At 61.4% G+C, this 25579-nt stretch carries 23 protein-coding genes; 12 read left to right on the top strand and 11 right to left on the bottom strand.

Annotated features, from left to right (window positions below):
- Nucleotides 1-9: 9 nt before the first annotated feature.
- The 3 genes from BFQ01_RS21320 to folE2 are packed head-to-tail and all read right to left on the bottom strand — an operon-like array spanning nt 10 to nt 2431.
- Nucleotides 10-876 (bottom strand): metal ABC transporter permease, encoded by an 867-nt coding sequence (locus BFQ01_RS21320; RefSeq protein WP_065926780.1) that lies wholly within the window; start codon nt 874-876, stop codon nt 10-12.
- Entirely contained in the window at nt 876-1544 is a 669-nt protein-coding gene (locus tag BFQ01_RS21315; RefSeq protein WP_065926779.1) for a metal ABC transporter ATP-binding protein, read from the bottom strand. Before BFQ01_RS21315 ends, BFQ01_RS21320 begins: the two co-directional genes overlap by 1 nt.
- Complete coding sequence (gene folE2 / locus BFQ01_RS21310; protein WP_065926778.1) at nt 1541-2431, bottom strand: GTP cyclohydrolase FolE2; 891 nt, start codon at nt 2429-2431, stop codon at nt 1541-1543. Before folE2 ends, BFQ01_RS21315 begins: the two co-directional genes overlap by 4 nt.
- Nucleotides 2432-2559: 128 nt before the next feature.
- Between folE2 and BFQ01_RS21305 the strand changes: the two genes are divergently transcribed.
- Entirely contained in the window at nt 2560-3771 is a 1212-nt protein-coding gene (locus BFQ01_RS21305; RefSeq protein WP_027608208.1) for an N-acetylmuramoyl-L-alanine amidase, read from the top strand.
- On the opposite strand, the gene BFQ01_RS21300 is transcribed toward BFQ01_RS21305, so the two are convergent.
- Nucleotides 3768-4136, bottom strand: a complete 369-nt coding sequence (locus tag BFQ01_RS21300) for a glutamine synthetase (RefSeq protein WP_065926777.1) — start codon at nt 4134-4136, stop codon at nt 3768-3770. The two genes, BFQ01_RS21305 and BFQ01_RS21300, sit on opposite strands and share 4 nt — an antisense overlap.
- A gap of 126 nt (nt 4137-4262) precedes the next feature.
- Between BFQ01_RS21300 and dksA the strand changes: the two genes are divergently transcribed.
- From dksA to BFQ01_RS21280, 4 genes are read left to right on the top strand one after another with little or no spacing between them, the layout of a single operon-like run.
- Nucleotides 4263-4667: an RNA polymerase-binding protein DksA gene (gene dksA, locus BFQ01_RS21295; protein WP_065926776.1), complete on the top strand. Its 405-nt coding sequence runs from the start codon at nt 4263-4265 to the stop codon at nt 4665-4667.
- A gap of 27 nt (nt 4668-4694) precedes the next feature.
- Entirely contained in the window at nt 4695-5900 is a 1206-nt protein-coding gene (zigA, locus tag BFQ01_RS21290) for a zinc metallochaperone GTPase ZigA (RefSeq protein ID WP_065926775.1), read from the top strand.
- A complete protein-coding gene (locus BFQ01_RS21285; RefSeq protein ID WP_065926774.1) occupies nt 5900-6544 on the top strand; it encodes a DUF1826 domain-containing protein in 645 nt (214 codons plus the stop codon). Before zigA ends, BFQ01_RS21285 begins: the two co-directional genes overlap by 1 nt.
- Before the next feature lie 44 nt (nt 6545-6588).
- On the top strand, nt 6589-7551 hold the full coding sequence (locus tag BFQ01_RS21280) for a CobW family GTP-binding protein (protein WP_065926773.1): 963 nt from the start codon (nt 6589-6591) through the stop codon (nt 7549-7551).
- On the opposite strand, the gene BFQ01_RS21275 is transcribed toward BFQ01_RS21280, so the two are convergent.
- Nucleotides 7545-7940 (bottom strand): DUF3301 domain-containing protein, encoded by a 396-nt coding sequence (locus BFQ01_RS21275; protein ID WP_065926772.1) that lies wholly within the window; start codon nt 7938-7940, stop codon nt 7545-7547. The genes BFQ01_RS21280 and BFQ01_RS21275 overlap by 7 nt on opposite strands.
- A gap of 117 nt (nt 7941-8057) precedes the next feature.
- Here BFQ01_RS21275 and pdxY point away from each other — a divergent pair, with 117 nt between their 5' ends.
- Nucleotides 8058-8930: a pyridoxal kinase PdxY gene (gene pdxY / locus BFQ01_RS21270; RefSeq protein WP_065926771.1), complete on the top strand. Its 873-nt coding sequence runs from the start codon at nt 8058-8060 to the stop codon at nt 8928-8930.
- Nucleotides 8931-8985: 55 nt separating this feature from the next.
- Here pdxY and BFQ01_RS21265 read toward each other — a convergent pair whose 3' ends face one another.
- Nucleotides 8986-9471 carry an acyl-CoA thioesterase gene (locus tag BFQ01_RS21265; RefSeq protein ID WP_065926770.1) on the bottom strand — a complete coding sequence of 162 codons (486 nt, stop codon included), beginning with the start codon at nt 9469-9471 and terminating at the stop codon, nt 8986-8988.
- Between the two features lie 291 nt (nt 9472-9762).
- Between BFQ01_RS21265 and BFQ01_RS21260 the strand changes: the two genes are divergently transcribed.
- Nucleotides 9763-11526 carry a cation:proton antiporter gene (locus BFQ01_RS21260; protein WP_053127534.1) on the top strand — a complete coding sequence of 588 codons (1764 nt, stop codon included), beginning with the start codon at nt 9763-9765 and terminating at the stop codon, nt 11524-11526.
- Between the two features lie 75 nt (nt 11527-11601).
- Here the strand turns inward: BFQ01_RS21260 and BFQ01_RS21255 are convergent, their stop codons facing one another.
- The 3 genes from BFQ01_RS21255 to uvrD all read right to left on the bottom strand — a co-directional run bounded on the left by BFQ01_RS21255 (nt 11602) and on the right by uvrD (nt 15385).
- Nucleotides 11602-12009 carry an SMI1/KNR4 family protein gene (locus tag BFQ01_RS21255; RefSeq protein ID WP_017739032.1) on the bottom strand — a complete coding sequence of 136 codons (408 nt, stop codon included), beginning with the start codon at nt 12007-12009 and terminating at the stop codon, nt 11602-11604.
- 133 nt (nt 12010-12142) lie between these two features.
- Nucleotides 12143-13012 carry a Tim44 domain-containing protein gene (locus BFQ01_RS21250; RefSeq protein WP_065926769.1) on the bottom strand — a complete coding sequence of 290 codons (870 nt, stop codon included), beginning with the start codon at nt 13010-13012 and terminating at the stop codon, nt 12143-12145.
- Nucleotides 13013-13201: 189 nt separating this feature from the next.
- Nucleotides 13202-15385 carry a DNA helicase II gene (uvrD, locus tag BFQ01_RS21245; RefSeq protein ID WP_065926768.1) on the bottom strand — a complete coding sequence of 728 codons (2184 nt, stop codon included), beginning with the start codon at nt 15383-15385 and terminating at the stop codon, nt 13202-13204.
- Between the two features lie 279 nt (nt 15386-15664).
- Here uvrD and BFQ01_RS21240 point away from each other — a divergent pair, with 279 nt between their 5' ends.
- The 3 genes from BFQ01_RS21240 (at nt 15665) to BFQ01_RS33015 (ending at nt 19988) form a co-directional block, all read left to right on the top strand.
- Nucleotides 15665-18538: an EAL domain-containing protein gene (locus tag BFQ01_RS21240; RefSeq protein WP_065926767.1), complete on the top strand. Its 2874-nt coding sequence runs from the start codon at nt 15665-15667 to the stop codon at nt 18536-18538.
- A 161-nt stretch (nt 18539-18699) separates the two neighbouring features.
- Nucleotides 18700-19566, top strand: coding sequence for a transcriptional regulator HexR (gene hexR / locus BFQ01_RS21235; protein WP_010168370.1), 867 nt, complete (start codon nt 18700-18702; stop codon nt 19564-19566).
- A gap of 224 nt (nt 19567-19790) precedes the next feature.
- Complete coding sequence (locus BFQ01_RS33015) at nt 19791-19988, top strand: PA3496 family putative envelope integrity protein (protein WP_074848013.1); 198 nt, start codon at nt 19791-19793, stop codon at nt 19986-19988.
- Here the strand turns inward: BFQ01_RS33015 and BFQ01_RS21230 are convergent.
- Nucleotides 19918-20892, bottom strand: coding sequence for a LysR family transcriptional regulator (locus BFQ01_RS21230; RefSeq protein WP_027608220.1), 975 nt, complete (start codon nt 20890-20892; stop codon nt 19918-19920). The two genes, BFQ01_RS33015 and BFQ01_RS21230, sit on opposite strands and share 71 nt — an antisense overlap.
- A 195-nt stretch (nt 20893-21087) precedes the next feature.
- Here BFQ01_RS21230 and BFQ01_RS21225 point away from each other — a divergent pair, with 195 nt between their 5' ends.
- On the top strand, nt 21088-22503 hold the full coding sequence (locus BFQ01_RS21225; protein ID WP_027608221.1) for an acetyl-CoA carboxylase biotin carboxylase subunit: 1416 nt from the start codon (nt 21088-21090) through the stop codon (nt 22501-22503).
- An 11-nt stretch (nt 22504-22514) separates the two neighbouring features.
- On the top strand, nt 22515-24323 hold the full coding sequence (gene oadA, locus BFQ01_RS21220) for a sodium-extruding oxaloacetate decarboxylase subunit alpha (protein WP_065926766.1): 1809 nt from the start codon (nt 22515-22517) through the stop codon (nt 24321-24323).
- A 66-nt stretch (nt 24324-24389) separates the two neighbouring features.
- Here the strand turns inward: oadA and BFQ01_RS21215 are convergent, their stop codons facing one another.
- Complete coding sequence (locus BFQ01_RS21215; RefSeq protein ID WP_065946481.1) at nt 24390-25559, bottom strand: hypothetical protein; 1170 nt, start codon at nt 25557-25559, stop codon at nt 24390-24392.
- Between the last annotated feature and the right edge of the window lie 20 nt (nt 25560-25579).

Genomic DNA, 25579 nt, shown 5'->3' with positions numbered 1-25579 from the left:
GGAAACACCTCATTGGGATGTAAGCAAAGGCGGGCGGCGCAGCAAGCCGTGCACCGGACCGAAGACCACGGACAGCAGGTACCCACCGCCAGCCACCAGCACAATCGCCGGGCCGCTGGGCAGCGAGAAGTAGAACGACAGCAACAAACCCAACCACACCGACAGGCATCCCAGCACCGCCGATACCGCGATCAACACCGGCAGGCGCCGACTCCAGAAGCGTGAAGCGATGGCCGGCAACATCATCAACCCCACCACCATCAAGGCGCCGATGGCCTGGAAGCCAATCACCAGGTTCAGGACCACCAGGGTCAGGAACAAGCCGTGGGCCAGGGGGCCAAGGCGGCTGACGGTTTGCAGGAACAGCGGGTCGAGGGTGTCCAGCAGCAGCGGTTTGTAGATCAGCGCCATGGCGATCAGGCTGAACCCGGAGACCCAGAGCATGCCGGTCAGGGTGGTTTCGTCGACGGCCAGGGCAGAGCCGAACAGCAGGTGCAGCAAATCCAGGCGCTTGCCGGCAAGGCCCAGGATCAACACGCCGGCGGCGAGGGAGATGGGGTAGATGGCCGCCAGGCTGGCGTCTTCGCGCAGGCCGGTGCGGCGGGTGATCCACGCCGACAGGCCGGCCATGCCCAGGCCAGCGCCCAGGCCGCCGATGGTCAACGCGGGCAGGCTCAAGCCCGCGAACCAGAAGCCCAGTGCGGCGCCGGGCAATATGCCGTGGGCGACGGCGTCACCGATCAGGCTCATACGGCGCAGGATCAGAAATACGCCGAGCGGGGCGGTGCTGCAGGCGAGCACCAGACCGCCGATCAGGGCGCGACGCATGAAGACGAAGTCGAGGAAGGGCATCCACAGGTGGGCGGTGAAGTGCATCAGGCCACCTGCATGTGCGGCTGCGGGCGGATCAACTCTTTGCTGGGGCCGAATACACAGCCACTGCTTTTGATTTGCACCACTTGTTGGGTGTGTTGGCGTACGGAGGCCAAGTCATGGCACACCACCACCAACGTTCGGCCTTCGGCGTGCCAGGCGTGGATATGGCTCCAGCACAGGGCCTGGCCTTCTTCGTCCAGAGCGGCATGGGGCTCGTCAAGCAGTAACACTGGCGACTCGGCAAGGCTCATGCGAGCGAGCAATGCGCGTTGTAGTTGGCCGCCTGACAACGCCATCAATGGGCGCTGTTCCAGGCCACTGAGGCACCATTCTTCCAGCACCTTCTGCAGGCGCTGGCTGCGTTGTTGCGGGGTGAGCCGCGTGCCCCAGAAACCGGCGGCGACCAGTTCTTGCAGGCTGATGGGGAACTGACGATCAAGGTGCTGTTGCTGGGGCAGGAACGACAGGCCACCTCGGCGTGGAACATCCACGGTCACTTTGCCCGCCAACGGTTTTTGCAGGCCGGCGATGACTTTGAGCAGGCTGCTTTTGCCGCAGCCGTTGGGGCCGATCACGCCGGTGAGGCTGCCTTTTTCCAGGGTGAAATCCACGGCGGGTGTCAGCGGTTGGCCAGGGGCGCCCCAGCGCAAAGCAGTGCAGGTGATCATGCAGGGTTTCTCGTCCAGCGGCTTTCAGCCACGGCATCGTGCGCGTGCAGGCTTTCGGCGTGGATCACTTTGAGGTGGAAGGCTTTGACCGCATCCGAGCGTTTCAAGGCGAGGTTAAGGCGGCGGGCGGCGTCTTCGCAGAACATCAGGTTCTGCCCGTTGGCCAAGGCAAAGGCTTGTTCGTCCGCGCGTTTTACGGCGGTTTGTACGGCGGTGCCGAGGGCGGCTTCGGCAGCGTTGATCAGCTCCGTCAGCGCCAGATGCTCGCCTTGCAGGTGCACGTGCAACTGCGCGCTGCTGCGCTGGCTGTGGGGCGTGGCGACGATACCGTTAGCACTGCCGAGCCAGGTCAGCACGTCTTCATGCTGCAACGGCGTGTTGCCGAAGTCTTGGAGAAATTGCTGCTGAATCAACTGCCTGGCGAGGGCGGCGGAACAGGGGCAGGTTGAAGAATAGGTAACGTCAATTTTTAGTTCCACGTGGAACATCTGGTTTTCCAGGCGCGCTTCGATGCTCACCGGGTAGCCCTTCCAGCCGGCCAATGGGCTGACCAGCGCCGGGCGTTTCAGCAGTAAATTCGTGTGCAGACGCAGGTAGGCGTTCTTAGATAAATCTTCATGACTGTCGAGAAACCGCTGCAGTACATTGCGCAGAAGTGCAGGCGTAACGGGCTGCTGTTCGAGCATCTCCAGTGCCAGGTACAGGCGTGACATATGAATGCCACGAGCGGTGCCATCGTCCAGGCTGACGCCGGCATCGGCGCTGGCGCTCAGGCGTTGGCCGTCAATGAGGATCGGCAGGGCGATGCCGCACATGCCCACCCAGTCGAGTGGCAAGGCTTGGCGTGAAGCCTGCGCGGCAATATCCGGCAGAGTCAGCGCATTCATAAGCAGGTCCATCGTTGGAAATAATTCGACATGTTATAGTATAACAATAGAGTCGACGATGAATTTTCTGCCCCGGCCTTTTTTCACTCATGTGGAGTACGGACACTCCTCCATTTGCGGTATTTGTCATGCACAGACGTCAGCTCCTCAACCTGCTCCTGGCCAGCCCTTTGTTTGCTTTGCCGTTCGCCGCCCACGCGACCCAGATCCGCAATGCACGCCTATGGCGTTCGGACGACAAGCTGCGCCTGGTGTTCGACCTTAGCGGCCCAGTGCAATACAAGACGTTCTCTCTGACTGCCCCGGAACGCCTGATCATCGACCTGAGCGGCGCAGGCCTCAGTGGTGACTTTTCTCAACTTGAGCTGAAGAACAGCGGGATCACCTCGATTCGCTCGGGGCATTTCGGCAAGGCGGATACGCGCATCGTGCTCGACCTGGCCGCGCCGATGCAGCTCAACAGCTTTGTATTGCCGCCTCAGGACGGGCAGGGCCATCGCCTGGTGCTGGACCTGACCAGCGCCACCCGTGCACCGCGTCAAATCGCGGCTGAGGCGGTGCCCTTGGTGGCCGCGGTGAACAAGGCGCACCCCAAGCGCGACATTATCGTGGTGGTCGACCCCGGCCACGGCGGCAAAGACCCCGGCGCTGTCGGGTCCAAGGGCCAGCGCGAAAAAGACGTGGTGTTGTCTATCGCCCAACTGCTGGCCAAGCGTTTGAAGCGCGAAAAGGGTTTTGACGTGAAACTGGTGCGTAACGACGACTTCTTTGTGCCGCTGCGCAAGCGCGTGGACATCGCCCGTCAGCACAAGGCCGATATGTTCATCTCGGTGCATGCCGATGCCGCGCCACGGCTCACTGCCTCGGGCGCCTCGGTGTATGCGCTGTCGGAGGGCGGCGCGACCTCGGCCACGGCGCGCTTTATGGCCCAGCGTGAAAACGGCGCGGATTTGCTGGGCGCCACCACGTTGCTCAATCTCAAGGATAAGGACCCGATGCTGGCCGGGGTGATTCTTGATATGTCGATGAACGCCACCATCGCCTCCAGCCTGCAACTGGGCAGCTCGGTGCTGGGGAGCCTGCAAAGCATCACCAGCCTGCATCAGAAGCGTGTGGAACAGGCGGGGTTCGCGGTGCTCAAGTCACCGGATGTGCCGTCGATCCTGGTGGAGACCGGGTTTATCTCCAATGCCCAGGACGCCCAGCGCCTGGTGACGGCGCGCCATCAACAGGCGGTTGCGGATGGCTTGTTCGAAGGCCTGAAAAATTACTTCCAGAAGAACCCGCCGATGAACAGCTACATGGCCTGGGTTCAGGAACAGAAGAATGCCCAGGCCTAACAGCCGGTAATTCGGCTGCACGTGAATTTGGCAGTGGCGCCCCCGGAGCTGGAAAACCGGTTGATCGTGGTCCAGCCCACGCGCCGCGTGTAGCCAACCCATGCTTCTCCATCCGACGCCAAACCGGTAAAGAACGTCAGTTGCCCGTAGCGGCTGTTGGTTTGTGCCCAATAACGTTTCCCGATCACCTCGAAACCACGCAAATACGTGGTGGTGCCCACCGTCGCCACGCTGTAGGCATTGCCCAGGGGGTCCACACAGGCCAACAGGTTGGCGCTGCGCGTGCACTTGGCCAGCAAGCTTGGCGCTTCGGCACAGGCAGGCCCCGCGACTGCCAGTAACAGGGCGCACACCAGGTATTTCATAGGGTGTCTCGGGACTGGGAAGTGTTCAAGCATTGCGCCCTTCGTCGTAACGAGCAAGGGGGATTGGCTTATTTGCATTGTTATACTATAACATAAAAGCACAGCCTGGCCCGTGAACCGATCCCCATGACCGAACAAGACCTGCTGGCCCAACCGCCCGCCGACTACATGAATGAAGCCCAGCAGGGCTTTTTCCGCGAACTGTTGCTGACTCAGCGCCATGAACTGCAAGCGCGCATCGAGGGCGAATTCCTGGTGCTGCGCGAGCAGGAGCCCAACAGCGACCCGGCCGATGTGGGCAGCGCCGAAGAACAGCGCCAGTGGCAACTGCGCCTGCTGGAGCGGGAAAAGAAGCTCCTCGACAAAATCGACGACGCCCTCGAACTGCTCGCCCGCGGCGAATACGGCTGGTGCCGCGAAACGGGCGAGCCCATCGGCCTGCAACGCCTGCTGCTGCGCCCCACCGCCACCCTGTGTATCGAAGCCAAAGAACGTGAAGAGCTGCGCGAACGCCATAAACGGGCGATTTGACCGGCCAACCCTGATGAGGATTACCTGATGCCCAATCGTCTCCCCGTTACCGTGTTGTCCGGCTTTCTCGGCGCCGGTAAAAGCACGCTGCTCAACTACGTCCTGCGCAACCGCGAAAACCTGCGCGTGGCGGTGATCGTCAACGACATGAGCGAAATCAACATCGACGGCAGCGAGGTGCAGCGTGACGTCACCCTCAACCGTTCCGAAGAAAAACTGGTGGAGATGAGCAACGGCTGTATCTGCTGCACCTTGCGTGAAGACTTGCTCGAAGAAGTCGGAAAACTCGCCAAGGAAGGTCGCTTCGATTACCTGCTGATCGAATCCACCGGGATCTCCGAGCCGTTGCCGGTGGCTGAAACCTTCACCTTCCGTGATGAAAACGAGCAAAGCCTGGCCGATATCGCGCGCCTGGACACCATGGTCACCGTGGTCGACGGCATGAACTTCCTGCTCGACTACCAGGCTGCCGAAAGCCTCGCCTCACGGGGCGAAACCCTGGGAGAGGAGGACGAACGCTCGATCACCGACCTGTTGATCGAGCAGATCGAATTCGCCGACGTGATCCTGATCAGCAAGATCGACCTGATCAGCAGCCATGAGCGCGAGGAACTGATGGCGATCCTTGAACGTCTCAACGCCCAGGCGGAAATCATCCCGATGGTCATGGGCGAAGTGCCGCTGCACAAGATCCTCAACACCGGCCGCTTCGACTTCGAACGCGCCGCGCAGGCGCCGGGCTGGTTGCAGGAGTTGCGGGGTGAACACGTGCCGGAAACCGAAGAGTACGGCATCGCTTCCACGGCCTATCGGGCACGTCGCCCCTTCCACCCGCAACGCTTCTTCGACTTTATCGACCGGCCTTGGGTCAACGGCAAATTGCTGCGTTCCAAGGGCTTTTTCTGGCTGGCCAGCAAGCATCAGGATGCGGGCAGTTGGTCCCAGGCCGGTGGCTTGATGCGCCATGGGTTTGCCGGACGCTGGTGGCGCTTTGTGCCGAAAAGCCAATGGCCCCAGGACGAAGAAAGCGTCGCCGCCATCATGGGCAACTGGCAGCTCAGTACTGGCGACTGCCGTCAGGAACTGGTGTTTATCGGACAAAACATCGACTTCGCGCGGATGCGTGCCGAGTTGGACGCGTGCTTGCTCACCGATGAAGAACTGGCCCTGGGTGTCGAAGGTTGGCGCCTGCTGGCTGATCCGTTTGGTCCCTGGTATGAAGAGGCCGCCTGATGCTGGCACCGCTTATCCCCTTGCGCCCGGTGGTTCGCCAGACCCGTGGTGAAACCCCGCTGGCGCTGTCCGATATTCTCGAAGACGGCGTGAACCTGGCGCTGTGGCAGCGCCAATTGCCGTTGCATATCGCCGAGTTCGGCGCCTTGCTGGTTGCGCTCAATGAGCCGTTGGCCGAGTCCTTGGTGATCGAACTCAACAACGAAGACGCCGAGCCGAACCTGTGCGGTCTGGCGTCCAGCTGCCGCGATCTTGAAGGCTACGAAGGTTTTATCGCCGATGTGTCGTGGCTGGTCAGCGCCTTTGCGTGCCTGCTCGGCGCCAAGCGCATCGGTGTGCGCCTGCGGCTGCTGGATAAAGCCATGTGCCCGCGTTTCCACGTTGACCATGTGCCGGTACGGCTGATCACCACCTATGCCGGCATCGGTAGCCAGTGGTTGCGCGAAGGGGTGATGGACCGACGCAAGCTCAGCCAACCGGACGCCGAACCGCGCCAGCGCATCGAACAGATCCAGTGCGGTGAAGTGGCCCTGCTCAAAGGCACCAAATGGCACGGCAACGAAAACCACGGCCTCATCCATCGCTCCCCGGCGTTGAAAGCGAATGAGCGCCGATTGATTCTGACGCTGGATTGGCTCGCGTAACCGCGTAGGATCAAACCCTCTACACGGTCCGAACGATGGCACCCATGCTGCAGAACATTCCCACCCACGTGATTGCCGGGCCCTTGGGCGCCGGCAAGACCAGCCTGATCAAGCACCTGCTTGCCCAACGTCCGGCCAACGAGCGCTGGGCGGTGTTGATCAACGAGTTCGGCCAGATCGGCCTGGACGCTGCATTGCTGACCCTGGATGACGATGGCATTGCCCTGGGTGAAGTCGCCGGTGGCTGCCTTTGTTGTGTGAATGGCGCACCGTTCCAAGTAGGCCTGGGCCGGTTGCTGCGTAAGGCCAAGCCGGATCGGTTGTTTATCGAACCCTCGGGCCTGGGGCATCCTGCGCAGTTGCTCAAGCAGTTGCGCGAAGCGCCGTGGCAGCAGGTGCTGGCGGTTCAGCCCTGTGTGTTGGTACTGGATGCCCAGGCGCTGGCAGCGGGCAAACCCTTGCCGCCAGCGCAGCAGGAAGCGTTGGCCAGTTCCGGGCTGTTGGTGTTGAACAAGGATGAGGGGTTGGATGCTGCGCAACGCGAGGCCGTCGAACGACAGCTACCCGATCGGAACATTTATTGGACGCAGCAGGCGTACGTGCCACTCGGCAAACTGCCAGGCTTGAATGCGCAGGCTGAAGCGGCTGTGGATAACTTCGTGGTGCCCAAGGGGCTGGCTCAATTGCCGGCTATCTGGAGTGATCCGAGCGTGCCGATTTGCCTGAGCCAGGCCCAGGAGGGCGGTTGGAGTATCGGTTGGCGCTGGCACCCGAGCCAGCAATTCGATTCCGAGCGTTTGCATCTGTGGCTGACATCCCTTGAGTGGCGCCGCGCCAAACTGGTTATCCACAGCCGTGATGGGTGGATCTCGGCCAACGCTGTGGATAACAGCCGGTTCGCCTGGCAACCCAGCGAATGGCGTCGCGACTCACGTATCGAACTGATCTTCAGCGCACCACAGGACGTGGCCGCGTTGCAGATCGCACTGGCCGCCTGCCGTTACTGACGGTTCTTGGTGGCGTGGTCCTGGCGCCATTGGCTCAGCTCGATCACATTGGCGCTGGGCAGTGCTTCCTTGACCTCGAACGGGTAGGGCGCCAGTTCGATCTGCGCACTGTGGGCGCCGAATTGCGTGATGGTCCCGCTGTGACGGGTCTCGCCCGTGACGGTGAACTCGAAATTGTAGATACGCGCCAGACGCCGCCGACCGTTGGCATCCTTCACAAAACCGATGCGCTTCAACGCCACGGCGCCGTCGAGCAATTCGATATCGAGCTTGGCGCAATGCTGCTTGACCCGCGCCAACGCCCGCTCTCGCAGGCCGTGGTTGTGCCATACCCAGGCGGCGCCGGTCGCCAGCAGCATCAACACGAAGATGTTTCCCAGGGTCAGCATGCGAAAAACTCCAACAAAGTGAGAGCAGCTTAACTGTGTCGTCGGTCTGTCGTACAGGCTGCGTTTAGTCGCATACTGCGCGGCCAGAATTTCAATGGCTTTACGGAAATCTCCTGCATGAAACGCACACCTCATCTGCTTGCGATCCAGTCTCATGTGGTCTTTGGCCACGCCGGAAACAGCGCCGCCGTGTTCCCCATGCAGAGGGTCGGGGTGAACGTCTGGCCGCTGAACACGGTGCAGTTCTCCAACCATACCCAGTATGGTCAGTGGGCGGGCGAAGTGCTGGCGCCGCAGCAGATTCCTGCGCTGGTGGAAGGCATTGCCGCCATCGGCGAGCTGGGCAACTGCGATGCGATTCTGTCTGGCTACCTGGGCAGTGCGGATCAGGGCCGCGCGATTCTTACCGGTGTGGCGCGCATCAAGGCCATCAACCCCAAGGCCCTGTACCTGTGCGACCCGGTGATGGGCCATCCGGAAAAGGGCTGCATCGTGCCGCAGGACGTCAGCGATTTCCTGCTGGATGAAGCGGCGGCCATGGCCGACTTCCTGTGCCCCAACCAACTGGAACTGGACAGCTTTGCCGGGCGCAAGCCGCAATCGCTGTTCGACTGCCTGGGCATGGCCAAGGCATTGCTGGCCCGTGGCCCGAAGGCGGTGCTGGTCAAGCACCTGGATTACCCGGGCAAGTTGCCGGATGGTTTCGAGATGCTGCTGGTAACTGCCGAGGGCAGCTGGCACCTGCGTCGGCCGCTGCTGGCGTTCCCGCGCCAGCCGGTGGGCGTGGGCGACCTGACGTCGGGGCTGTTCCTGGCGCGGGTGTTGCTGGGCGACAGCCTGTTGGCGGCTTTTGAGTTCACGGCCGCGGCGGTGCACGAAGTGCTGCTGGAAACCCAGGCCTGCGCCAGTTACGAGCTGGAACTGGTCCGCGCCCAGGACCGCATCGCCCATCCTCGCGTACGTTTCGAGGCGACGCCGATCAGCCTGTAAGTACACAGAACCCAATGTGAGAGGGGGGCAAACCTCCCACATTTTTTGGTTGGACTTACAGCGCGTCAGCCTTGATTTCCTGGTAGCGCTTCTCAAGCTCCTGGCGGATCTGCCGGCGCTGCTGGGCCTGCACGAACCGGCGCTTGTCTTCACTGTTATGGGGTTGCAGCGGTGGCACGACAGCGGGTTTACGCTGGTCGTCCACGGCCACCATGGTGAAGAAGCAGCTGTTGGTATGACGCACCGAGCGCTCGCGGATGTTCTCGGTCACCACCTTGATGCCCACTTCCATCGACGTATTGCCGGTGTAATTGACCGACGCAAGGAATGTCACCAGCTCGCCGACATGGATCGGTTCGCGAAAAATCACCTGATCCACCGACAGCGTCACCACATAGCGACCGGCATAACGGCTCGCGCAGGCGTAGGCCACTTCATCGAGGTACTTGAGCAAGGTGCCGCCGTGGACATTGCCTGAGAAGTTGGCCATGTCAGGGGTCATCAATACCGTCATCGACAGCTGGGCGTTTCCGGGTTCCATAGCACACTCACGGGTTGTAGGCATTGGTTGGGTGGCACCTCTGCGGGTGCTGGGATCTTTGCAGCGCCATCCCTTACGGGACGCCGGTGGGCGGCTTGCCGTCACGCGTTCACCGATCTGTTTCCATATATTGCACCGGCTTTCCGGCGGAAGTCGCGGTGTTAACCTTCAAAAGCCCATCTCAGGGCATTTCTTACGATAAAGGCAGACTTTTCCTTCCGCATTTTGCGATTTTTCAAAGGCGCGTGCGGAAGTGGGAAAAGCGCCAGTACCCTCAAGGAGCCCCTCGCCATGCACGCCATCAGCTTTATCCAGGACTTGGCTGTGATCATGCTGGTGGCAGGGGTGGTCACCGTCCTGTTTCACCGCCTCAAGCAACCCGTGGTGCTGGGGTACATCGTCGCCGGCTTCATCATTGGCCCGCACACCCCGCCGTTCGGACTGATCCACGACGAAGACACCATCAAGACCCTCGCCGAACTGGGGGTGATCTTCCTGATGTTCTGCCTGGGCCTGGAGTTCAGCCTGCGCAAGCTGTTCAAGGTGGGGGCCACGGCGTTTATCGCGGCCTTCCTGGAAATCATCCTGATGATCTGGATCGGCTACGAGATTGGCCGCTGGTTCGACTGGAACACCATGGACTCGCTGTTCCTCGGCGCGATCCTGGCGATTTCCTCCACCACCATCATCGTGAAGGCACTCAATGACCTGAAGATGAAAAACCAGCGCTTCGCCCAACTTATTTTTGGCGTGCTGATTGTGGAAGACATCCTTGGCATCGGCATCATCGCCTTGCTCTCGAGCATCGCCGTCAGCGGTACGGTGAGCTCCGGCGAGGTGTTCTCCACGGTCGGCAAGCTCTCGCTGTTCATGATTGTCGCGTTGGTCATCGGTATTTTGCTGGTGCCGCGCCTGTTGGCCTACGTGGCCAAATTCGAAAGCAACGAAATGCTGCTGATCACCGTACTGGGCCTGTGTTTCGGTTTCTGCCTGCTGGTGGTCAAGCTGGAGTACAGCATGGTGCTGGGGGCGTTTCTGATCGGCGCGATCATGGCCGAATCCCGGCAATTGGTTAAGATCGAGCGCCTGATCGAGCCGGTTCGCGACATGTTCAGCGCGATCTTCTTCGTGGCGATCGGCTTGATGATCGACCCGCAGATCCTCCTGCAATACGCCTGGCCGATCGCGGTGATCACCGTGGCCGTGGTGCTGGGCAAGATGCTGTCCTGCGGCCTGGGTGCCTTTATCGCCGGCAATGATGGTCGTACCTCACTGCGGGTAGGCATGGGGCTGTCACAAATTGGCGAGTTTTCCTTCATTATCGCCGCGCTGGGCATGACCTTGCAGGTGACCAGCGACTTCCTGTATCCGGTGGCGGTGGCCGTTTCGGCGATCACTACGCTGCTCACGCCGTACCTGATTCGCGGCGCCGACCCTTTGTCATTGAAGATCGCCGCCGTGATGCCCAAGCGTATGAGCCGGGTGTTTGGCATGTACGGCGAATGGTTACGCAGTATTCAGCCGCAAGGCGAGGGCGCCATGCTGGCGTCGATGATCCGCAAGATCATCCTGCAGGTGGGCGTGAACCTGGCGCTGGTGATCGCGATTTTCTTCGCCGGAAGCTTTTTCGCGGTGCGCATTGGTGGGTACCTGGAAGGTTGGATCAGTGATCCAAGCTGGCAGAAGGCGTTGATCTGGGGTGGGGCATTGCTGTTGTCGCTGCCGTTCCTGATTGCGGCGTACCGCAAGCTCAAGGCGCTGTCGATGTTGCTGGCGGAGATGAGCGTGAAGCCGGAAATGGCCGGGCGACATACCCAGCGTGTGCGACGGGTGATTGCGGAGCTGATCCCGATTTTGTCGCTGCTGGTGATCTTTGTGCTATTGGCAGCCTTGTCGGCCAGTATTCTGCCGACCAACAAGTTGCTGGTACTGATTGCCGTGGTCACGGCAGCGGTGGCGGCGGTGCTCTGGCGATGGTTCATCCGCGTGCATACGCGGATGCAGGTCGCCTTGCTGGAGACGCTGGATAACCATAAGGATACGCCGGAACACTAGTGGGGGCCGCTATGCGGCCCGGCGCGGGACAAGCCCGCTCACCACCGCAAGCCCGTTCGCCACGGGGGTCAGGTCTCAGCTTTCCAGCCAGACGTCCCGCGCCCAGTGCCACACCGATTCCCAGGTCTCTTCGGTGACGAGTTCTTCTTCGCCGGACCACAGCACCACGGTGCCGTCTTCTTCGACGCAGTAGTAATCGTCACCGTCCTGGCAGATCGGGATCATGCTGCGGTCAACACCGGCATCCCAGGCGTTGGCAGCCACGTCCGGCAGGTAGGTGTGGGATTGCGGGTCGGTGACGGTCACCGGCTCCAGGCTGCCGTACACCACATCGCTGACGGTCAGCAGGAACTCACGAAAGACAAACGGGATGTCGATGAACAGCTGTTCCTCGATTTCCACCAGTTGATCTTCGTCAGGCAACTCCAGAGGAACCGGAACCGGTTCATTGGCTTCACGCAATTGTTCGATGATTTCTTCCACGGCCGGGATCCTCTTGCTGATGGCGCGGTTTATAGGGGCGTTTTATACAGTAGCTCGCCATAAGTGCAACCGTGAAATAGAAAACCCCGGACAGGTCCGGGGTTTTGTTACGGCTTGCTCAAGCGCGTGGGTATCAGCCGTTCTGGCGGATACCGGCGACCAGCCATGGCTGGTTGTCGCCTTGGGCACGTTCCATGTTCCAGCTTTCGCTGAACACTTCACCCTGGTCGAAACGCGAAGTCTTCGACACGCCACTGAAGGTCAACGTTGCGATGGTCTTGTCGGCGCGATCATCCACACCTTCCAGTTGCACGTGCAGGTCGTCGATATAGGTCGACTGGAAGCCGTCGCCCAGGTCGGCGCGTTCGCGCTTGAGGAACTCCAGCAGTTGCGGGGTCACGAACTCGGAGATCTTGTCCATTTCGTTGGCGTCCCAGTGCTGCTGCAGGGACTGGAAGTGGCTGCGGGCCGCTTCGACGAAACGCTCTTCGTTGAACCACGCCGGTGCGTTGATCACCGGGCGGGCTGCGGCAGGCGCTGCCGAACCACCGAAGATCGAACCCATGGCTGGCTTCTGCTCGAACACTTCACGCTGCATCGGCGCGCCGGCCGGAGCCATTTGCTCCTGCTGCTTGCGGCGACGGGCGGCGATGAAACGGAAGACCAGGAAGGCGATGACCGCCATGATCAGGATGTCGAAGATCTGCATGCTCTGGAAGCCGCCGCCCATGAACATGGAAGCGAGCAGGCCACCGGCCGCGATACCGGCCAGAGGGCCCAACCAGCGCGAAGCACCGCCGGCCTTGGCAGCGGCGCCGGCAGCACCGGCTGCGCCTGCGGTAGCGGCAGCACCGCCGGCACCGGCGGATGGAGCCATTTGGCTGGTCTGGTGAGTCGGCGCCGCGCCCGAGCTTTTGCCGCCACCGAAGCGTTTGGCGTTGGCGTCGAGGCTCATCGTCAGGCCGATGCACAACGCCATGGCGATGCTAAGAAAACGTTTCATAAAGGGAATTCCCATTTGTGGATTGCACGCGCGCCATGTTGCACAGGTGTAGTGACAGTGGCTAGCGACATAATGTTTCGGGCTTTTGCGTAAGACCGAATCAGAATGGTCTGTAGGACGTATTACAGATATTGGCCCGCGCTCGTTAAAAACAAGGGCGGGCCAATAACCTTCATGTTGGCAAATGTTTCAGACCGCTTCGAGCTTCGCGTAGCCCATCATCAGCCATTTGCTGCCTTCGGCGAAGTTCACCTGCACCCGTGCCTGGGCTCCGGCGCCTTCGAAGTTGAGGATCACGCCTTCGCCGAAGATCGCATGCCTGACCTGCTGGCCCAGGCTGAATGGGGTTTCCGGAATCTCGGAACCGGCGAACATGTTGCTGGAGTTCTGCTGCTGGCCCCCGCCGAACGGGCGGCTGACGCTGTTGGACAGGCGCACTTCCTGGATCAGTCCCTTCGGCACTTCACGTACGAAGCGCGATACCTTGTTGTAGGTCTCGCTGCCGTACAGGCGTCGGGTCTCGGCGTAGGTCATCACCAGGTTCTGCATTGCGCGGGTGATGCCCACATAGGCCAGGCGGCGTTCCTCTTCAAGACGGCCGGGCTCTTCCAGGCTCATCTTGTGGGGGAACAGGCCTTCTTCCATGCCCACCAGGAACACATACGGAAACTCCAGGCCCTTGGCGCTGTGCAAGGTCATCAACTGGATGCTGTCTTCATGCTCATCGGCCTGAGTATCGCCGGCCTCCAGGGACGCATGGCCGAGGAAGGCGGCGAGCGGAGTCAGCTCTTCGTCTTCCTCGGTGTTTTCGAACGCGCGGGCGGCGCTGACCAGTTCCTCGAGGTTTTCTACCCGGGCCTGGCCTTTCTCGCCTTTTTCCGCTTCGTGATAGGCAATCAGCCCGGATTGCTCGATCACCGTCTGGGTCATCAGGTGCAGGGGCATTTCCGAACACTTGGCCGCGAGGTTCTCGATCAACTCGACAAACACCCCCAGCGCCCCGGCAGCACGCCCCGTCAGGCCTTTATTGGCAATGAGCAGGCGCATGGACTCCCACATCGACACATCGGCATGGCGCGCGTGGTCGCGAATCGCCTCGACGGTTTTCTCGCCGATGCCACGGGCCGGGATATTGATCACCCGCTCCAGTGCCGCGTCGTTGCCACGGCCTTCGAGCAAACGCAGGTATGCCATGGCGTTCTTGATTTCCGCACGCTCGAAGAAGCGCTGGCCGCCATAAATGCGGTACGGGATGCGCTCGCGCAGCAAGGCTTCTTCCAGCACCCGCGATTGGGCGTTGGAACGGTACAGAATCGCAATATCGCTACGGGCAAGGCCGGTTTTCAGCGCGCTTTCGATGGTTTCCACCACGTAGCGCGCTTCATCGTGCTCGTTGAACGCGGCATACAGGTTGATCGCCTCGCCTTCGCCGCCGTCGGTCCACAGCTCTTTGCCCAGGCGCCCGGTGTTGTTGGCGATCAAGGCGTTGGCGGCCTTGAGGATGCCGGCGGTGGAGCGGTAGTTCTGCTCCAGGCGGATGGTGACCGCGTCCGGGAAGTCCTCGGAATACTGGTAGATGTTCTCGATTTTCGCGCCACGCCAGCCGTAGATCGACTGGTCGTCGTCGCCCACCACCATCAGGCTGTCGCCGCCCTTGGCCAGCAGACGCAACCAGGCGTACTGCACGGCGTTGGTGTCCTGGAACTCGTCCACCAGAATGTGACGGAAGCGTTTCTGGTAATGGGCCAGCAAACCCGGATTGTCGCGCCACAGGTCGAGGGCGCGCAGCAGCAGCTCGGAGAAGTCGATAACGCCAGCGCGGGCGCAGGCCGCCTCGTAGGCTTCATAAATGCTGCGCATGGTGGCCAGGAACAAATCGCCGCTGGCCTGGATGTGCTGCGGGCGCAGGCCTTCGTCTTTCTGGCCGTTGATAAACCACTGGGCCTGGCGCGCCGGCCAGCGCTGCTCGTCGAGGCCCAGCTCACGGATCACGCGCTTGACCAGGCGTTGCTGGTCATCGCTGTCGAGGATCTGGAAGGTCTGGGCCAGGCCCGCTTCCTGCCAGTGTGCCCGCAACAGGCGGTGCGCCAGGCCGTGGAAGGTGCCCACCCACATACCGGCCGGGCTGATGCCCATCAACTGCTCGATGCGGTGGCGCATCTCGGCAGCGGCCTTGTTGGTGAAAGTCACCGACAGGATCGAATGCGGGGACGCGTTCTCGACCTGGATCAACCAGGCGATACGGTGCACCAGCACTCGGGTTTTACCGGAGCCAGCACCGGCCAGGACCAACTGACGGCCAACGGGGGCCGCTACGGCCTGGCGTTGGGCATCGTTGAGGGAGTTCAGCAAAAGAGAGAGATCATCGCGCATCGGCGCATTCTATGGGCCTAAGGGGGCTCGGGCAAATCCCAATGCCGGGTGGTCGACGCAAAACATCTCGCGTGGTCCCGGCCAGGCAAACATTCTGGCAGGGCTGATGACCGGTAAGTCATGGGCCACAGCCCGCGCCGGGCCTCGCTCAAGGGGTCTGGCACCAAGGTTTGCGGCTGTTCACAGGGTGACTTTTATGATCTGGAGCAGTTTGGCCCAAGCGCTTGCTTGTGTATGCTCCGTCGACGTTTCGGGCTCACCATTATAAGAACACTGCCTATGACTCTCAGCACCGACCTGCTCGGCCCCTCGGCGGCGCCCGCGCAGGTTATCCGCAAACATTACGCTACCGAGATGGCGGTCGAGCGCACACGCCTGCTCTATCAGGGCTCGTTGCTGCCCACCTTATTAATGCTGGTCAATGGCCTGGTCTGCGCCTGGCTGCTGTGGAACCCCAGGCAATACCTGCTGGACAGCGTCTGGCTGGTCTGGCTGCTGGCCCTGGTGGCGATGCGCGTGATCCAGGTGGCGGCCTTTGATTCGGCCATGCCCAGTCGTCAGGCCCAACCCATCTGGCGGCGCATGTTCATGCTGGGTTCGGCGGTCAGCGGACTGACCCTGGCCACCGCAGCCATCGCCCTGGTGCCGGTGGACAGCTTCATGCAGCAGGCCTGGGTGTTCGGCCTGATCGGTGCAGCGACGCTGTCGGCCAGCGTTGCCTACGCAGTGAGCTTTCCGGCGTTCCTGTCCTTTGCCTTGCCGTGCCTGGTGCCGGCGATTGTCTATCTGTTCTGGAATGGCGCCCCGCAGCAACAGGGCTGGGGTGTGCTCGGCCTGATCCTGCTGGCGTCCCTGAGCGTGGTGGCGTGGCAGGTCAACCGCCTGATCCAGCGCGGGCTGCTGCGGCGTTTCCAGAACCAGGCATTGATCGAGCATCTGCAGCAGGCGCAGCAGCGCAGCGAGCAGCTGAATCAGGATCTGGTGCGCGAAGTCGAGCAGCGGCGTCAGGTTGAGCAGGAACTACGTGAGGCGCAGATCGGCCTGCAGGACCGCGTGGCACAACGCAGCCAGGAACTGGACGCCGCCAGCCTGGCCCTGAATAAAAGCGAGGCGCGCCTGGCCATGGCCCTGCAAGCCAGTGAGCTGGGCCTGTGGGACTGGAACCTGCAAACCGATGAGGTTCATCACACCCAGCTCAAAGAGCTGTTCGGCCTCGAGCCCGAGTACGTCACGGCCATGCTCGGCCACCTCAAGCCGCGCCTGCACCCCGACGACCTGCCGCTGCTCAAGCGGGCGCTGGTGGAGCACCTTAAAGGGCGCACTGAGGATTACCAGGTGGAATACCGCGTGCGCCATGGCGATGGTCACTGGGTATGGATCGAAGACCGTGGTCGCGCCGTAGAGCGCGCGCCGAGCGGGCGAGTGATTCGAATGCTCGGCACACGCCGCGACGTCAGCGCCGGCAAAGCCCTGGAGGAGCAACAGCGACTGGCCTCGACCGTGTTCGAGGCGGCCAGCGAAGGCATTGTGATCCTTGATCCGGACTACAAATTAATCGCCGTCAATCAGGCTTTCAGCCGTGTCACTGGCTTTGAGATCGATGACATGCTCGGTCGCAACGTCGTCGAGCTGCCCAGCAGTCGTGATGCGCGGCGCCACTTCCCGGTGATCCGCCAAGCGCTGCTCACGCATGGGACCTGGCAGGGCGAATTGGTAGAAACGCGTAAGAATGGCGAACTGTACCCGCAATGGCTGCAACTGAACGTGGTGCGCGATGTTCGCGGAAAAGTCAGTCATATCGTGGGCTTCTTCGCCGATCTATCGGCGCGGCGCGAATCCGAGGAGCGCATGCGCTACCTCACCCACTACGATGAGTTGACCGGCCTGGCCAACCGCTCGCTGTTCCGCGAACGGCTGCGCGAGGCCCATCAGCGTGTACGCCAGGGCGGGCGCAGCCTGGCGTTGCTGCATATCAACCTCGACCGCTTCAAGTTGCTCAATGACAGCCTGGGCCATGAAGTGGCCGACCAGTTGCTGCAAAAAATGGCCCGTCGGTTGATCAATGCCTTGTCCGAGGCTGACACCATCGCGCGTTTGTCCGGCGATGAGTTCGCCGTGCTGTTCGACGCCTACGGCAACCTGTCGAGCCTGGCGCGGGTGGCCACACGGCTGCTGGCCAAACTGCGGGTGCCGGTGACGGTGGAAGGGCATGAGTTGGTGGTGAGTGCGTCGATGGGTATCAGCCTGTTGCCGGATAACGCGCGGGAAATTTCCGCGCTGGTCAGTCAATCGAACATGGCCATGCAGCACGCCAAGCACTTGGGCGGCAATAACTTCCAGTTCTACACCGACAGCCTGCAAGCCAGCACCCTGGAGCGTTTGCAGCTGGAAAACCATCTGCGCAAAGCCATCGATGAGCGCCAGCTCACGGTGTTCTACCAGCCGAAACTGTGCCTGGCCACCGGCAAGCTGAACGCTGCCGAAGCGTTGATCCGCTGGGAACATCCGCAATGGGGCATGGTGCCGCCAGGCGACTTTATCGGCCTGGCCGAAGAAACGGGCCTGATCGTACCGCTGGGCGAATTCGTGCTGCGCGAGGCCTGCTGGCAAGCCTGTGAGTGGCAGCGCCAGGGGCTGGCACCGATCCGCGTGTCGGTGAACCTCTCGGTGCACCAGTTGCGCCAGGGCAAGCTGGTCAGCCTGGTGCGCCAGGTACTGGAAGAAACCGGCCTGGACCCGCAATACCTCGAACTGGAACTGACCGAGAGCCAGTTGCTCGACAGTGTTGAACACATCATCGCGACCTTCCAGCAACTGCGCGACCTGGGCGTGAAGCTGGCCATCGACGACTTTGGCACCGGCTATTCATCCCTCAGTTACCTCAAGCGTATCCCTGTGGATTACGTAAAGATCGACCAGACCTTTATCCGCGGCCTCGGTCAGGGGCGGGAAGACGCCGCCATTACCCGAGCGATCATTGCGATGGCGCACGGACTGGCGCTCAAAGTGGTGGCCGAAGGCGTGGAAGATCAGCAGCAGCTGGATTTCCTGCGTACAGAACGATGCGATGAGGTGCAGGGCTACCTGATCAGTCGGCCGATGGAGGCCGAAGGGCTGGCAGATTTGTTACGCAACAATGCAGATTTTCCCTGAAGACAGTCCGCACGCCCCTATGGCTACAAGGCAGCTGCCCGCTGATTCAAAGGGCATCAGGGCGATTTAGTGATGCATCGGGCGGGCAAAACGGCAATTCTTGTAGTATAACTACAAGCTTGCTACATCCCTGGCCCTGCCAATAACAAGAGTCCTGCCCTTTGAACCTGTTGCAACATATCGCCCAGTCGCGCCACCTGTTACGCAAATCGGAACTCAAGGTTGCCGATCACGTGCTGCTTGACCCTGCGGCCGTGATGCACAGTTCCATGGCCGACCTTGCCCACAGCGTGGGCATCAGCGAGCCGACTATCGTGCGCTTCTGCCGCGCCATCGGTTGCTCCGGGTTCCAGGACTTGAAGCTCAAGCTGGCCCAGAGCCTGGCCGCCGGCGCGAGCTTCGGCCAGTTTGCGATTCACGAAGACGATTCCGTCGCCGACTACAGCCTGAAAATCTTCGACACCACCTTGCACACGCTCATGGAGGTGCGCGAGAAGCTTGACCCGGTAGAGCTGCAAAAGGCCGTGACCGCCATGTCCCAGGCCCAGCGTGTGGAGTTCTATGGTTTCGGCGCGTCCGGTGCGGTGGCGGCAGACGCCCAGCACAAATTTTTCCGCCTGCTGCTGACCGCAGCGGCCTACAGTGACCCGCACATGCAGGCGATGTCGGCGGTGACCTTGAAGCCGACCGACGTGGCGATCTGCATTTCCCAGTCGGGCCGCTCCAAAGACCTGCTGATCACCGCCAACCTGGTGCGTGAAAGCGGTGCGACATTGATTACCTTGTGCCCGAGCCAGACGCCGTTGGCGGAGCTGTCCACGGTCAACCTGGCGATCGATGTGCACGAAGACACCGAGATCTACACCCCGCTGACGTCGCGTATCGCTCACCTGGTGGTGATCGACGTGCTGGCGATGGGCGTTGCCATGGCGCGGGGCCCGAGCCTGGTCAACCACCTCAAGAGCGTCAAGCGCAGCTTGCGCAGCCTGCGGTTGTCGCCCAAGTCCGTCAAAGCCCTCGACGACTGATCCAGGGCCATACACGCTCAAAATGTGGGAGGGGGCTTGCTCCCGATAGCAGTGGGTCAGTCCAAGAGAAATCGGCTGATGTACCGTAATCGGGAGCAAGCCCCCTCCCACATTTGGATTGTTTATCTATTCGGAAGATTCATCGTCCTGTAACCCCCGCGCCGTTAAACCGTCATCGCTACAACCCATCCTGTACTCCCCGTACTCGCATTGGGAGACTCCAAATGGCCCGGCCCTACGAAGACAGCAACAGCTCCGTCAAGACCCGTCGTCAACAGGAAGACCAGCGCCGCATGGCGTTCCGTCGCGCAATCGAAGACCGCTGCGACCAGCGCCAGCTGCAGCAGAGCATCAGTGACTACCCGGAACTCCACTGGCAGGCACCCGCGGCTGCCCAGCGAAACGTTCAGCCAACGCGCTGATCTGCACCCGTTCGCTGCGGATAAAGCCCAGGAACGCATGGGCCACCGGTGACAGGCGCTTGGCCTTGGCCTGCACCAGGCACCAGCTGCGGTACAGCGGCAGTTCTTCCACCGGCAGCTCCTTGAGCCCGCCGGTGGCCAGTTCCATATTGACCGCATGGCGCGTCAGCAAGGCCACGCCCAGGCCGGCGCATACGCATTCACGTTGCGCCTCGGCCGAGGCCACTTCCACCGTCTGGGTGAAGTGCACGCGTTTCTCCTTGAAATACTCCTCGCAGGCCAGTCGCGTGCCCGAGCCCGGTTCGCGCAGCAACAGCGTGTAGGGTTCCAGGTCCTGCAAACGCAACGGCCCTTGCAGGCTCAAGGGGTGATCAGGTGGCGCCACGGCCACGATCGGATTGTTGAGGAACGGCAGGAATTCCAGGCCCATGTCCTGGGGCACCATGGACATGATCACCAGGTCGTCGCGGTTGTCGGAGAGGCGGCGGATCACCTGGGCGCGGTTGACCACGGTCAGGTGCAGTTGCACCTCGGGATGCTGGCGTTTGAACGCGGCAAACAGGTGCGGCACGAAGTACTTGGCGCTGGATTCAATCGCGAGCTTTAGCTGGCCCTGCAACGAACCCTGCATGTCCGACAGCTGCATATCGAGGTTTTCCAGGCGCCCGAAAATATCCCGGCTGGCCCGTTGCAGGGCTTCGGCAGCCTCGGTCATGTAGAGCTTCTTGCCGACATAATCGAACAGCGGCTGGCCGACCAGCTCTTCGAGCTGGCGAATTTGCAGGCTCACGGCCGGTTGGGTGAGAGACATTTCCTCGGCCGCGCGGCTGTAAGAGCGCAAGTCGCACACTTCATTGAAGATCTGCAATTGACGCAATGTCATACGCATCAGCGACTTACGCATTATTTAAATCCTCTCGTCCCAGGTCGACCGGCCAACTATAAGTCTTTACTTATGAGCGACCCAATAATTATTGATTTTTGTTAATCCCTCCACGGGCTTAGTGTGTGGCTGCGACAGGCTTGAAACATTTAGTCACGCGCCGACCCGGCTCCAGCGGGTCGAAGAACGCAGCAATCGGCTCAAGGGAATTTCCAAGTGATAAAAAAGATCCTGATCGCCAACCGTGGTGAAATTGCCGTACGAATCGTGCGTGCCTGCGCCGAGATGGGCATTCGCTCGGTCGCGGTTTACTCGGACGCCGACCGCCATGCGTTGCACGTCAAGCGTGCCGACGAAGCCCACAGCATTGGTGCCGAGCCGCTGGCCGGCTACCTGAACCCGCGCAAGCTGGTGAACCTGGCGGTGGAAACCGGTTGCGATGCGCTGCACCCCGGCTACGGCTTCCTGTCGGAAAACGCCGAGTTGGCAGACATCTGCGCCGAACGGGGAATCAAATTCATCGGCCCTTCGGCTGAAGTGATTCGCCGCATGGGCGACAAGACCGAAGCCCGCCGCAGCATGATCAAGGCCGGTGTGCCGGTCACGCCCGGCACCGAAGGCAACGTCGCCGACATCACCGAGGCCCTCACCGAAGGCGACCGCATTGGTTACCCGGTGATGCTCAAGGCCACCTCCGGTGGTGGCGGTCGCGGTATCCGCCGTTGCAACAGCCGTGAAGAACTCGAACAAGCCTTCCCCCGCGTGATCTCCGAAGCTACCAAGGCGTTCGGTTCGGCGGAAGTGTTCCTGGAAAAATGCATCGTCAATCCCAAGCACATCGAGGCGCAGATCCTCGGTGACAGCTTCGGCAACGTGGTGCATCTGTTCGAGCGCGACTGTTCGATCCAGCGCCGTAACCAGAAGCTCATCGAAATCGCCCCGAGCCCGCAGCTCACCCCGGAACAGCGCGCCTACATCGGCGACCTGTCGGTGCGCGCGGCCAAGGCCGTGGGCTACGAGAACGCCGGCACCGTGGAGTTCCTGCTCGCCGAGGGCGAGGTGTACTTCATGGAGATGAACACCCGGGTGCAGGTGGAGCACACCATCACCGAAGAAATCACCGGGATCGACATTGTCCGCGAGCAGATCCGAATCGCCTCGGGCCTGCCGTTGTCGGTCAAACAGGAAGACATCCAGCACCGTGGCTTTGCGTTGCAGTTCCGCATCAACGCCGAAGACCCGAAGAACAACTTCCTCCCAAGCTTCGGCAAGATCACCCGTTACTACGCGCCCGGCGGCCCCGGCGTGCGTACCGACACGGCGATCTACACCGGCTACACCATCCCGCCGTTCTACGACTCCATGTGCCTGAAGCTGGTGGTCTGGGCGTTGACCTGGGAAGAAGCCATGGACCGCGGCCTGCGTGCCCTGGACGACATGCGCCTGCAAGGCGTGAAGACCACGGCCGCCTACTACCAGGAAATCCTGCGTAACCCGGAATTCCGCAGCGGCCAGTTCAACACCAGTTTTGTGGAAAGCCACCCTGAGCTGACCAACTACTCGATCAAGCGCAAACCCGAAGAGCTGGCCCTGGCCATCGCCGCCGCCATCGCCGCCCACGCAGGCCTGTGAGGAACATTCCAATGACTAAAAAAATCTTCGTAACCGACACCATCCTGCGCGACGCCCACCAATCGTTGCTGGCGACCCGCATGCGCACCGACGACATGCTGCCGATCTGCGACAAGCTCGATAAAGTCGGCTACTGGTCCCTGGAAGTCTGGGGCGGCGCGACCTTCGACGCCTGCGTACGCTTCCTCAAGGAAGACCCGTGGGAGCGCCTGCGCAAACTGCGTGCCGCGTTGCCTAACACGCGCCTGCAAATGCTCCTGCGCGGCCAGAACCTGCTGGGCTATCGCCATTACAGCGACGACGTGGTCAAGGCCTTCGTGGCCAAGGCTGCCGTCAACGGTATCGACGTATTCCGCATCTTCGACGCCATGAACGACGTGCGTAACCTGCGTGTGGCCATCGAAGCGGTCAAAGCCGCCGGCAAGCATGCCCAGGGCACCATCGCCTACACCACCAGCCCGGTGCACACCGTCGAGGCCTTCGTGGCCCAGGCCAAGCAGCTGGAATCCATGGGGTGCGACTCGATCGCGATCAAGGACATGGCCGGCCTGCTGACGCCGTACGCCACCGGTGAACTGGTCAAGGCGCTGAAAGCCGAGCAGAGCCTGCCGATCTTTATCCACTCCCACGACACCGCCGGTTTGGCTGCGATGTGCCAACTCAAGGCGATCGAAAACGGTGCCGATCATATCGACACCGCGATCTCCAGCTTCGCCTGGGGCACCAGCCACCCGGGCACCGAGTCTATGGTCGCCGCCCTTAAAGGCAGCGAATTCGATACCGGTCTCGACCTGGAGCTGCTGCAAGAGATCGGCCTGTACTTCTATGCCGTGCGCAAGAAGTACCACCAGTTCGAAAGCGAATTCACCGCCGTCGACACCCGTGTGCAAGTCAACCAGGTGCCGGGCGGGATGATTTCCAACCTGGCCAACCAGTTGAAAGAGCAGGGCGCTCTGAACCGCATGAGCGAAGTGCTGGCTGAAATTCCACGCGTGCGTGAAGACCTCGGCTTCCCGCCGCTGGTGACCCCGACTTCGCAGATCGTCGGCACCCAGGCGTTCTTCAACGTGCTGGCCGGTGAGCGCTACAAGACCATCACCAACGAAGTGAAGCTGTACCTGCAAGGCGGCTACGGCAAGGCGCCGGGCACGGTGAACGAGAAGTTGCGTCGCCAGGCCATCGGCAGCGAAGAAGTGATCGACGTGCGCCCGGCCGACCTGCTCAAGCCGGAGATGACCAAGCTGCGCGGCGAAATCGGCGCACTGGCCAAGTCCGAAGAAGACGTGCTGACCTACGCCATGTTCCCGGACATCGGGCGCAAGTTCCTCGAGGAACGCGACGCCGGCACCCTGACGCCTGAGGTGCTGCTGCCTATCCCTGAAGCCGGCGGCGTGGCCCGTGCCGGTGGTGAAGGCGTGCCGACCGAGTTCGTCATCGACGTGCACGGCGAAAGCTACCGTGTGGACATCACCGGTGTCGGTGTGAAAGCCGAAGGCAAGCGCCATTTCTACCTGTCCATCGATGGCATGCCGGAAGAAGTGGTGTTCGAACCGCTCAACGAATTCGTCGGCGGTGGCGGCAGCAAGCGCAAGCAGGCCAGCGAGCCGGGGCATGTCAGCACGGCGATGCCAGGCAATATCGTCGATGTGCTGGTCAAGGAAGGCGATGTGGTCAAGGCCGGCCAGGCCGTGCTGATCACCGAAGCGATGAAGATGGAAACCGAAGTGCAGGCTGCGATTGCCGGCAAGGTGTCCGCCGTTCACGTGGCCAAGGGCGACCGGGTGAACCCTGGCGAAATCCTGATTGAAATCGAAGGCTGATCCAGCCTTCGACACTACCGTTTAATCCTCGGGGGGGCAGGTGCCCCCCTTTTTTTTGCCAATTTTTTAATGGTCAGCGGAGGGTGCGGCGCTCTGCTTGCGCTTGAAGCCGACAAAAATACCCTCAGGTTTGTAGAGCAGTTCAGGTTCCAGGGTGGTCAGGTTGCTGGTAACGGCGCTGAATGTTCCCTTGATGGATGCCGCATCCGCGATACGTAGCTGGCGCGTGAGCAGTGCTTCACTTTCCGGCTGTACATCAAGTTTCAGGGTGGCGTTATCCAGCGTTAACGTATTGCCGACTTTCAGCGTGGAGTGGGCTTGGTCTGCGCCCACTTTGAACGCCATGGTCGATCCTGGTTTGAGGTGCAGATCCTTCCAGATCCGGGTCCGTGGTGTATTTTCAGGATCGAGCAGCAGAGTACCCGCGACATTAAGGGAGTCGACGGTGCCGCCGGAGTAGCTGCCGCCCGCATCAATATCCAGGGTCCCCTTGATAACGCTGCGGTTGGTCAAGGCAGCATCGCCGTACACCTTGCCGTGCCGATTGTCGTGCAGTGCACCGGTCAGTTCCCAGGCGCCCTTGCCGACCCACAGGTGTTGCATTCGGGTCGCACCTTCGAACGTGCCGCCTTTGGTGTCATCGAGAACCACCTGGTTGGTACCGCTGCCGCCATCGACTTCGCCTTTGAAGCGGCTGCCATTTTTGACAACCAACAGGTCGTCACCGCCGCCCATGTCCAGAGCGACTCCATTGCCACCTGCAATCAGGCCATGGTTGATCACCTCATCGGCCTTTTCTCCCTTCAGGGCCATACCCGTGCCGGATTGGGCCGTGATGCTTCCTCGATTCTCCAGCCAGACAGAGGTGAGCCCGGAGCTGCTCAGGCCATGACCCGGTGAGTTGATGTGCACGCCCGGGCTGTTGACGATGTCGACGGCTTTGATGATGTGTGACTTATCAAGGTTGGACGGGGTTTGGGTGAGGCGCGCGATCTCGTCGATATTCATCCCGTCGCGGCGCGGGGAGTTAGGCGTGGTGATGACTTTGACAATATTGGTGCCGAGCTGGCCATTTGAGGCCTGGCGGGCGGGGTGCCCGAACGAGCGCGGAGTGGTTGGAGGCGCGGTGTGTGGCTCGGGTGCTGCGGCGGGCGGCGTGGCAGCCTCGGCCAAGGCGTTGGCGCTTTGTGCGAAGAGTGCACCAAGGGGAGGGAAAAACGAGAGTGTCGATATCATGATTTCCGGCCTCGTTTGTA

The organism is Pseudomonas sp. 8 R 14 (genome assembly GCF_900005955.1).
Lineage (GTDB): Bacteria > Pseudomonadota > Gammaproteobacteria > Pseudomonadales > Pseudomonadaceae > Aquipseudomonas > Aquipseudomonas marginalis.
The sequence above is the reverse complement of the archived record's forward strand: the minus strand, read 5'-3'. Positions and strand labels throughout refer to the sequence as shown.

Bases quoted from the DNA above. Each gene is read 5' to 3' on its own strand.
- BFQ01_RS21305 (WP_027608208.1), top strand. From the start codon at position 2,560: ATGCACAGACGTCAGCTCCTCAACCTGCTCCTGGCCAGCCCTTTGTTT.
- pdxY (WP_065926771.1), top strand. From the start codon at position 8,058: ATGAAACGCACACCTCATCTGCTTGCGATCCAGTCTCATGTGGTCTTT.
- BFQ01_RS21215 (WP_065946481.1), bottom strand. From the start codon at position 25,559: ATGATATCGACACTCTCGTTTTTCCCTCCCCTTGGTGCACTCTTCGCA.
- BFQ01_RS21250 (WP_065926769.1), bottom strand. From the start codon at position 13,012: ATGAAACGTTTTCTTAGCATCGCCATGGCGTTGTGCATCGGCCTGACG.
- zigA (WP_065926775.1), top strand. From the start codon at position 4,695: ATGCCCAATCGTCTCCCCGTTACCGTGTTGTCCGGCTTTCTCGGCGCC.
- uvrD (WP_065926768.1), bottom strand. From the start codon at position 15,385: ATGCGCGATGATCTCTCTCTTTTGCTGAACTCCCTCAACGATGCCCAA.
- BFQ01_RS33015 (WP_074848013.1), top strand. From the start codon at position 19,791: ATGGCCCGGCCCTACGAAGACAGCAACAGCTCCGTCAAGACCCGTCGT.
- BFQ01_RS21285 (WP_065926774.1), top strand. From the start codon at position 5,900: ATGCTGGCACCGCTTATCCCCTTGCGCCCGGTGGTTCGCCAGACCCGT.
- BFQ01_RS21280 (WP_065926773.1), top strand. From the start codon at position 6,589: ATGCTGCAGAACATTCCCACCCACGTGATTGCCGGGCCCTTGGGCGCC.
- dksA (WP_065926776.1), top strand. From the start codon at position 4,263: ATGACCGAACAAGACCTGCTGGCCCAACCGCCCGCCGACTACATGAAT.
- BFQ01_RS21300 (WP_065926777.1), bottom strand. From the start codon at position 4,136: ATGAAATACCTGGTGTGCGCCCTGTTACTGGCAGTCGCGGGGCCTGCC.
- BFQ01_RS21265 (WP_065926770.1), bottom strand. From the start codon at position 9,471: ATGGAACCCGGAAACGCCCAGCTGTCGATGACGGTATTGATGACCCCT.
- BFQ01_RS21320 (WP_065926780.1), bottom strand. From the start codon at position 876: ATGCACTTCACCGCCCACCTGTGGATGCCCTTCCTCGACTTCGTCTTC.
- BFQ01_RS21275 (WP_065926772.1), bottom strand. From the start codon at position 7,940: ATGCTGACCCTGGGAAACATCTTCGTGTTGATGCTGCTGGCGACCGGC.
- BFQ01_RS21315 (WP_065926779.1), bottom strand. From the start codon at position 1,544: ATGATCACCTGCACTGCTTTGCGCTGGGGCGCCCCTGGCCAACCGCTG.
- oadA (WP_065926766.1), top strand. From the start codon at position 22,515: ATGACTAAAAAAATCTTCGTAACCGACACCATCCTGCGCGACGCCCAC.
- BFQ01_RS21260 (WP_053127534.1), top strand. From the start codon at position 9,763: ATGCACGCCATCAGCTTTATCCAGGACTTGGCTGTGATCATGCTGGTG.
- BFQ01_RS21230 (WP_027608220.1), bottom strand. From the start codon at position 20,892: ATGCGTAAGTCGCTGATGCGTATGACATTGCGTCAATTGCAGATCTTC.
- BFQ01_RS21240 (WP_065926767.1), top strand. From the start codon at position 15,665: ATGACTCTCAGCACCGACCTGCTCGGCCCCTCGGCGGCGCCCGCGCAG.
- folE2 (WP_065926778.1), bottom strand. From the start codon at position 2,431: ATGAATGCGCTGACTCTGCCGGATATTGCCGCGCAGGCTTCACGCCAA.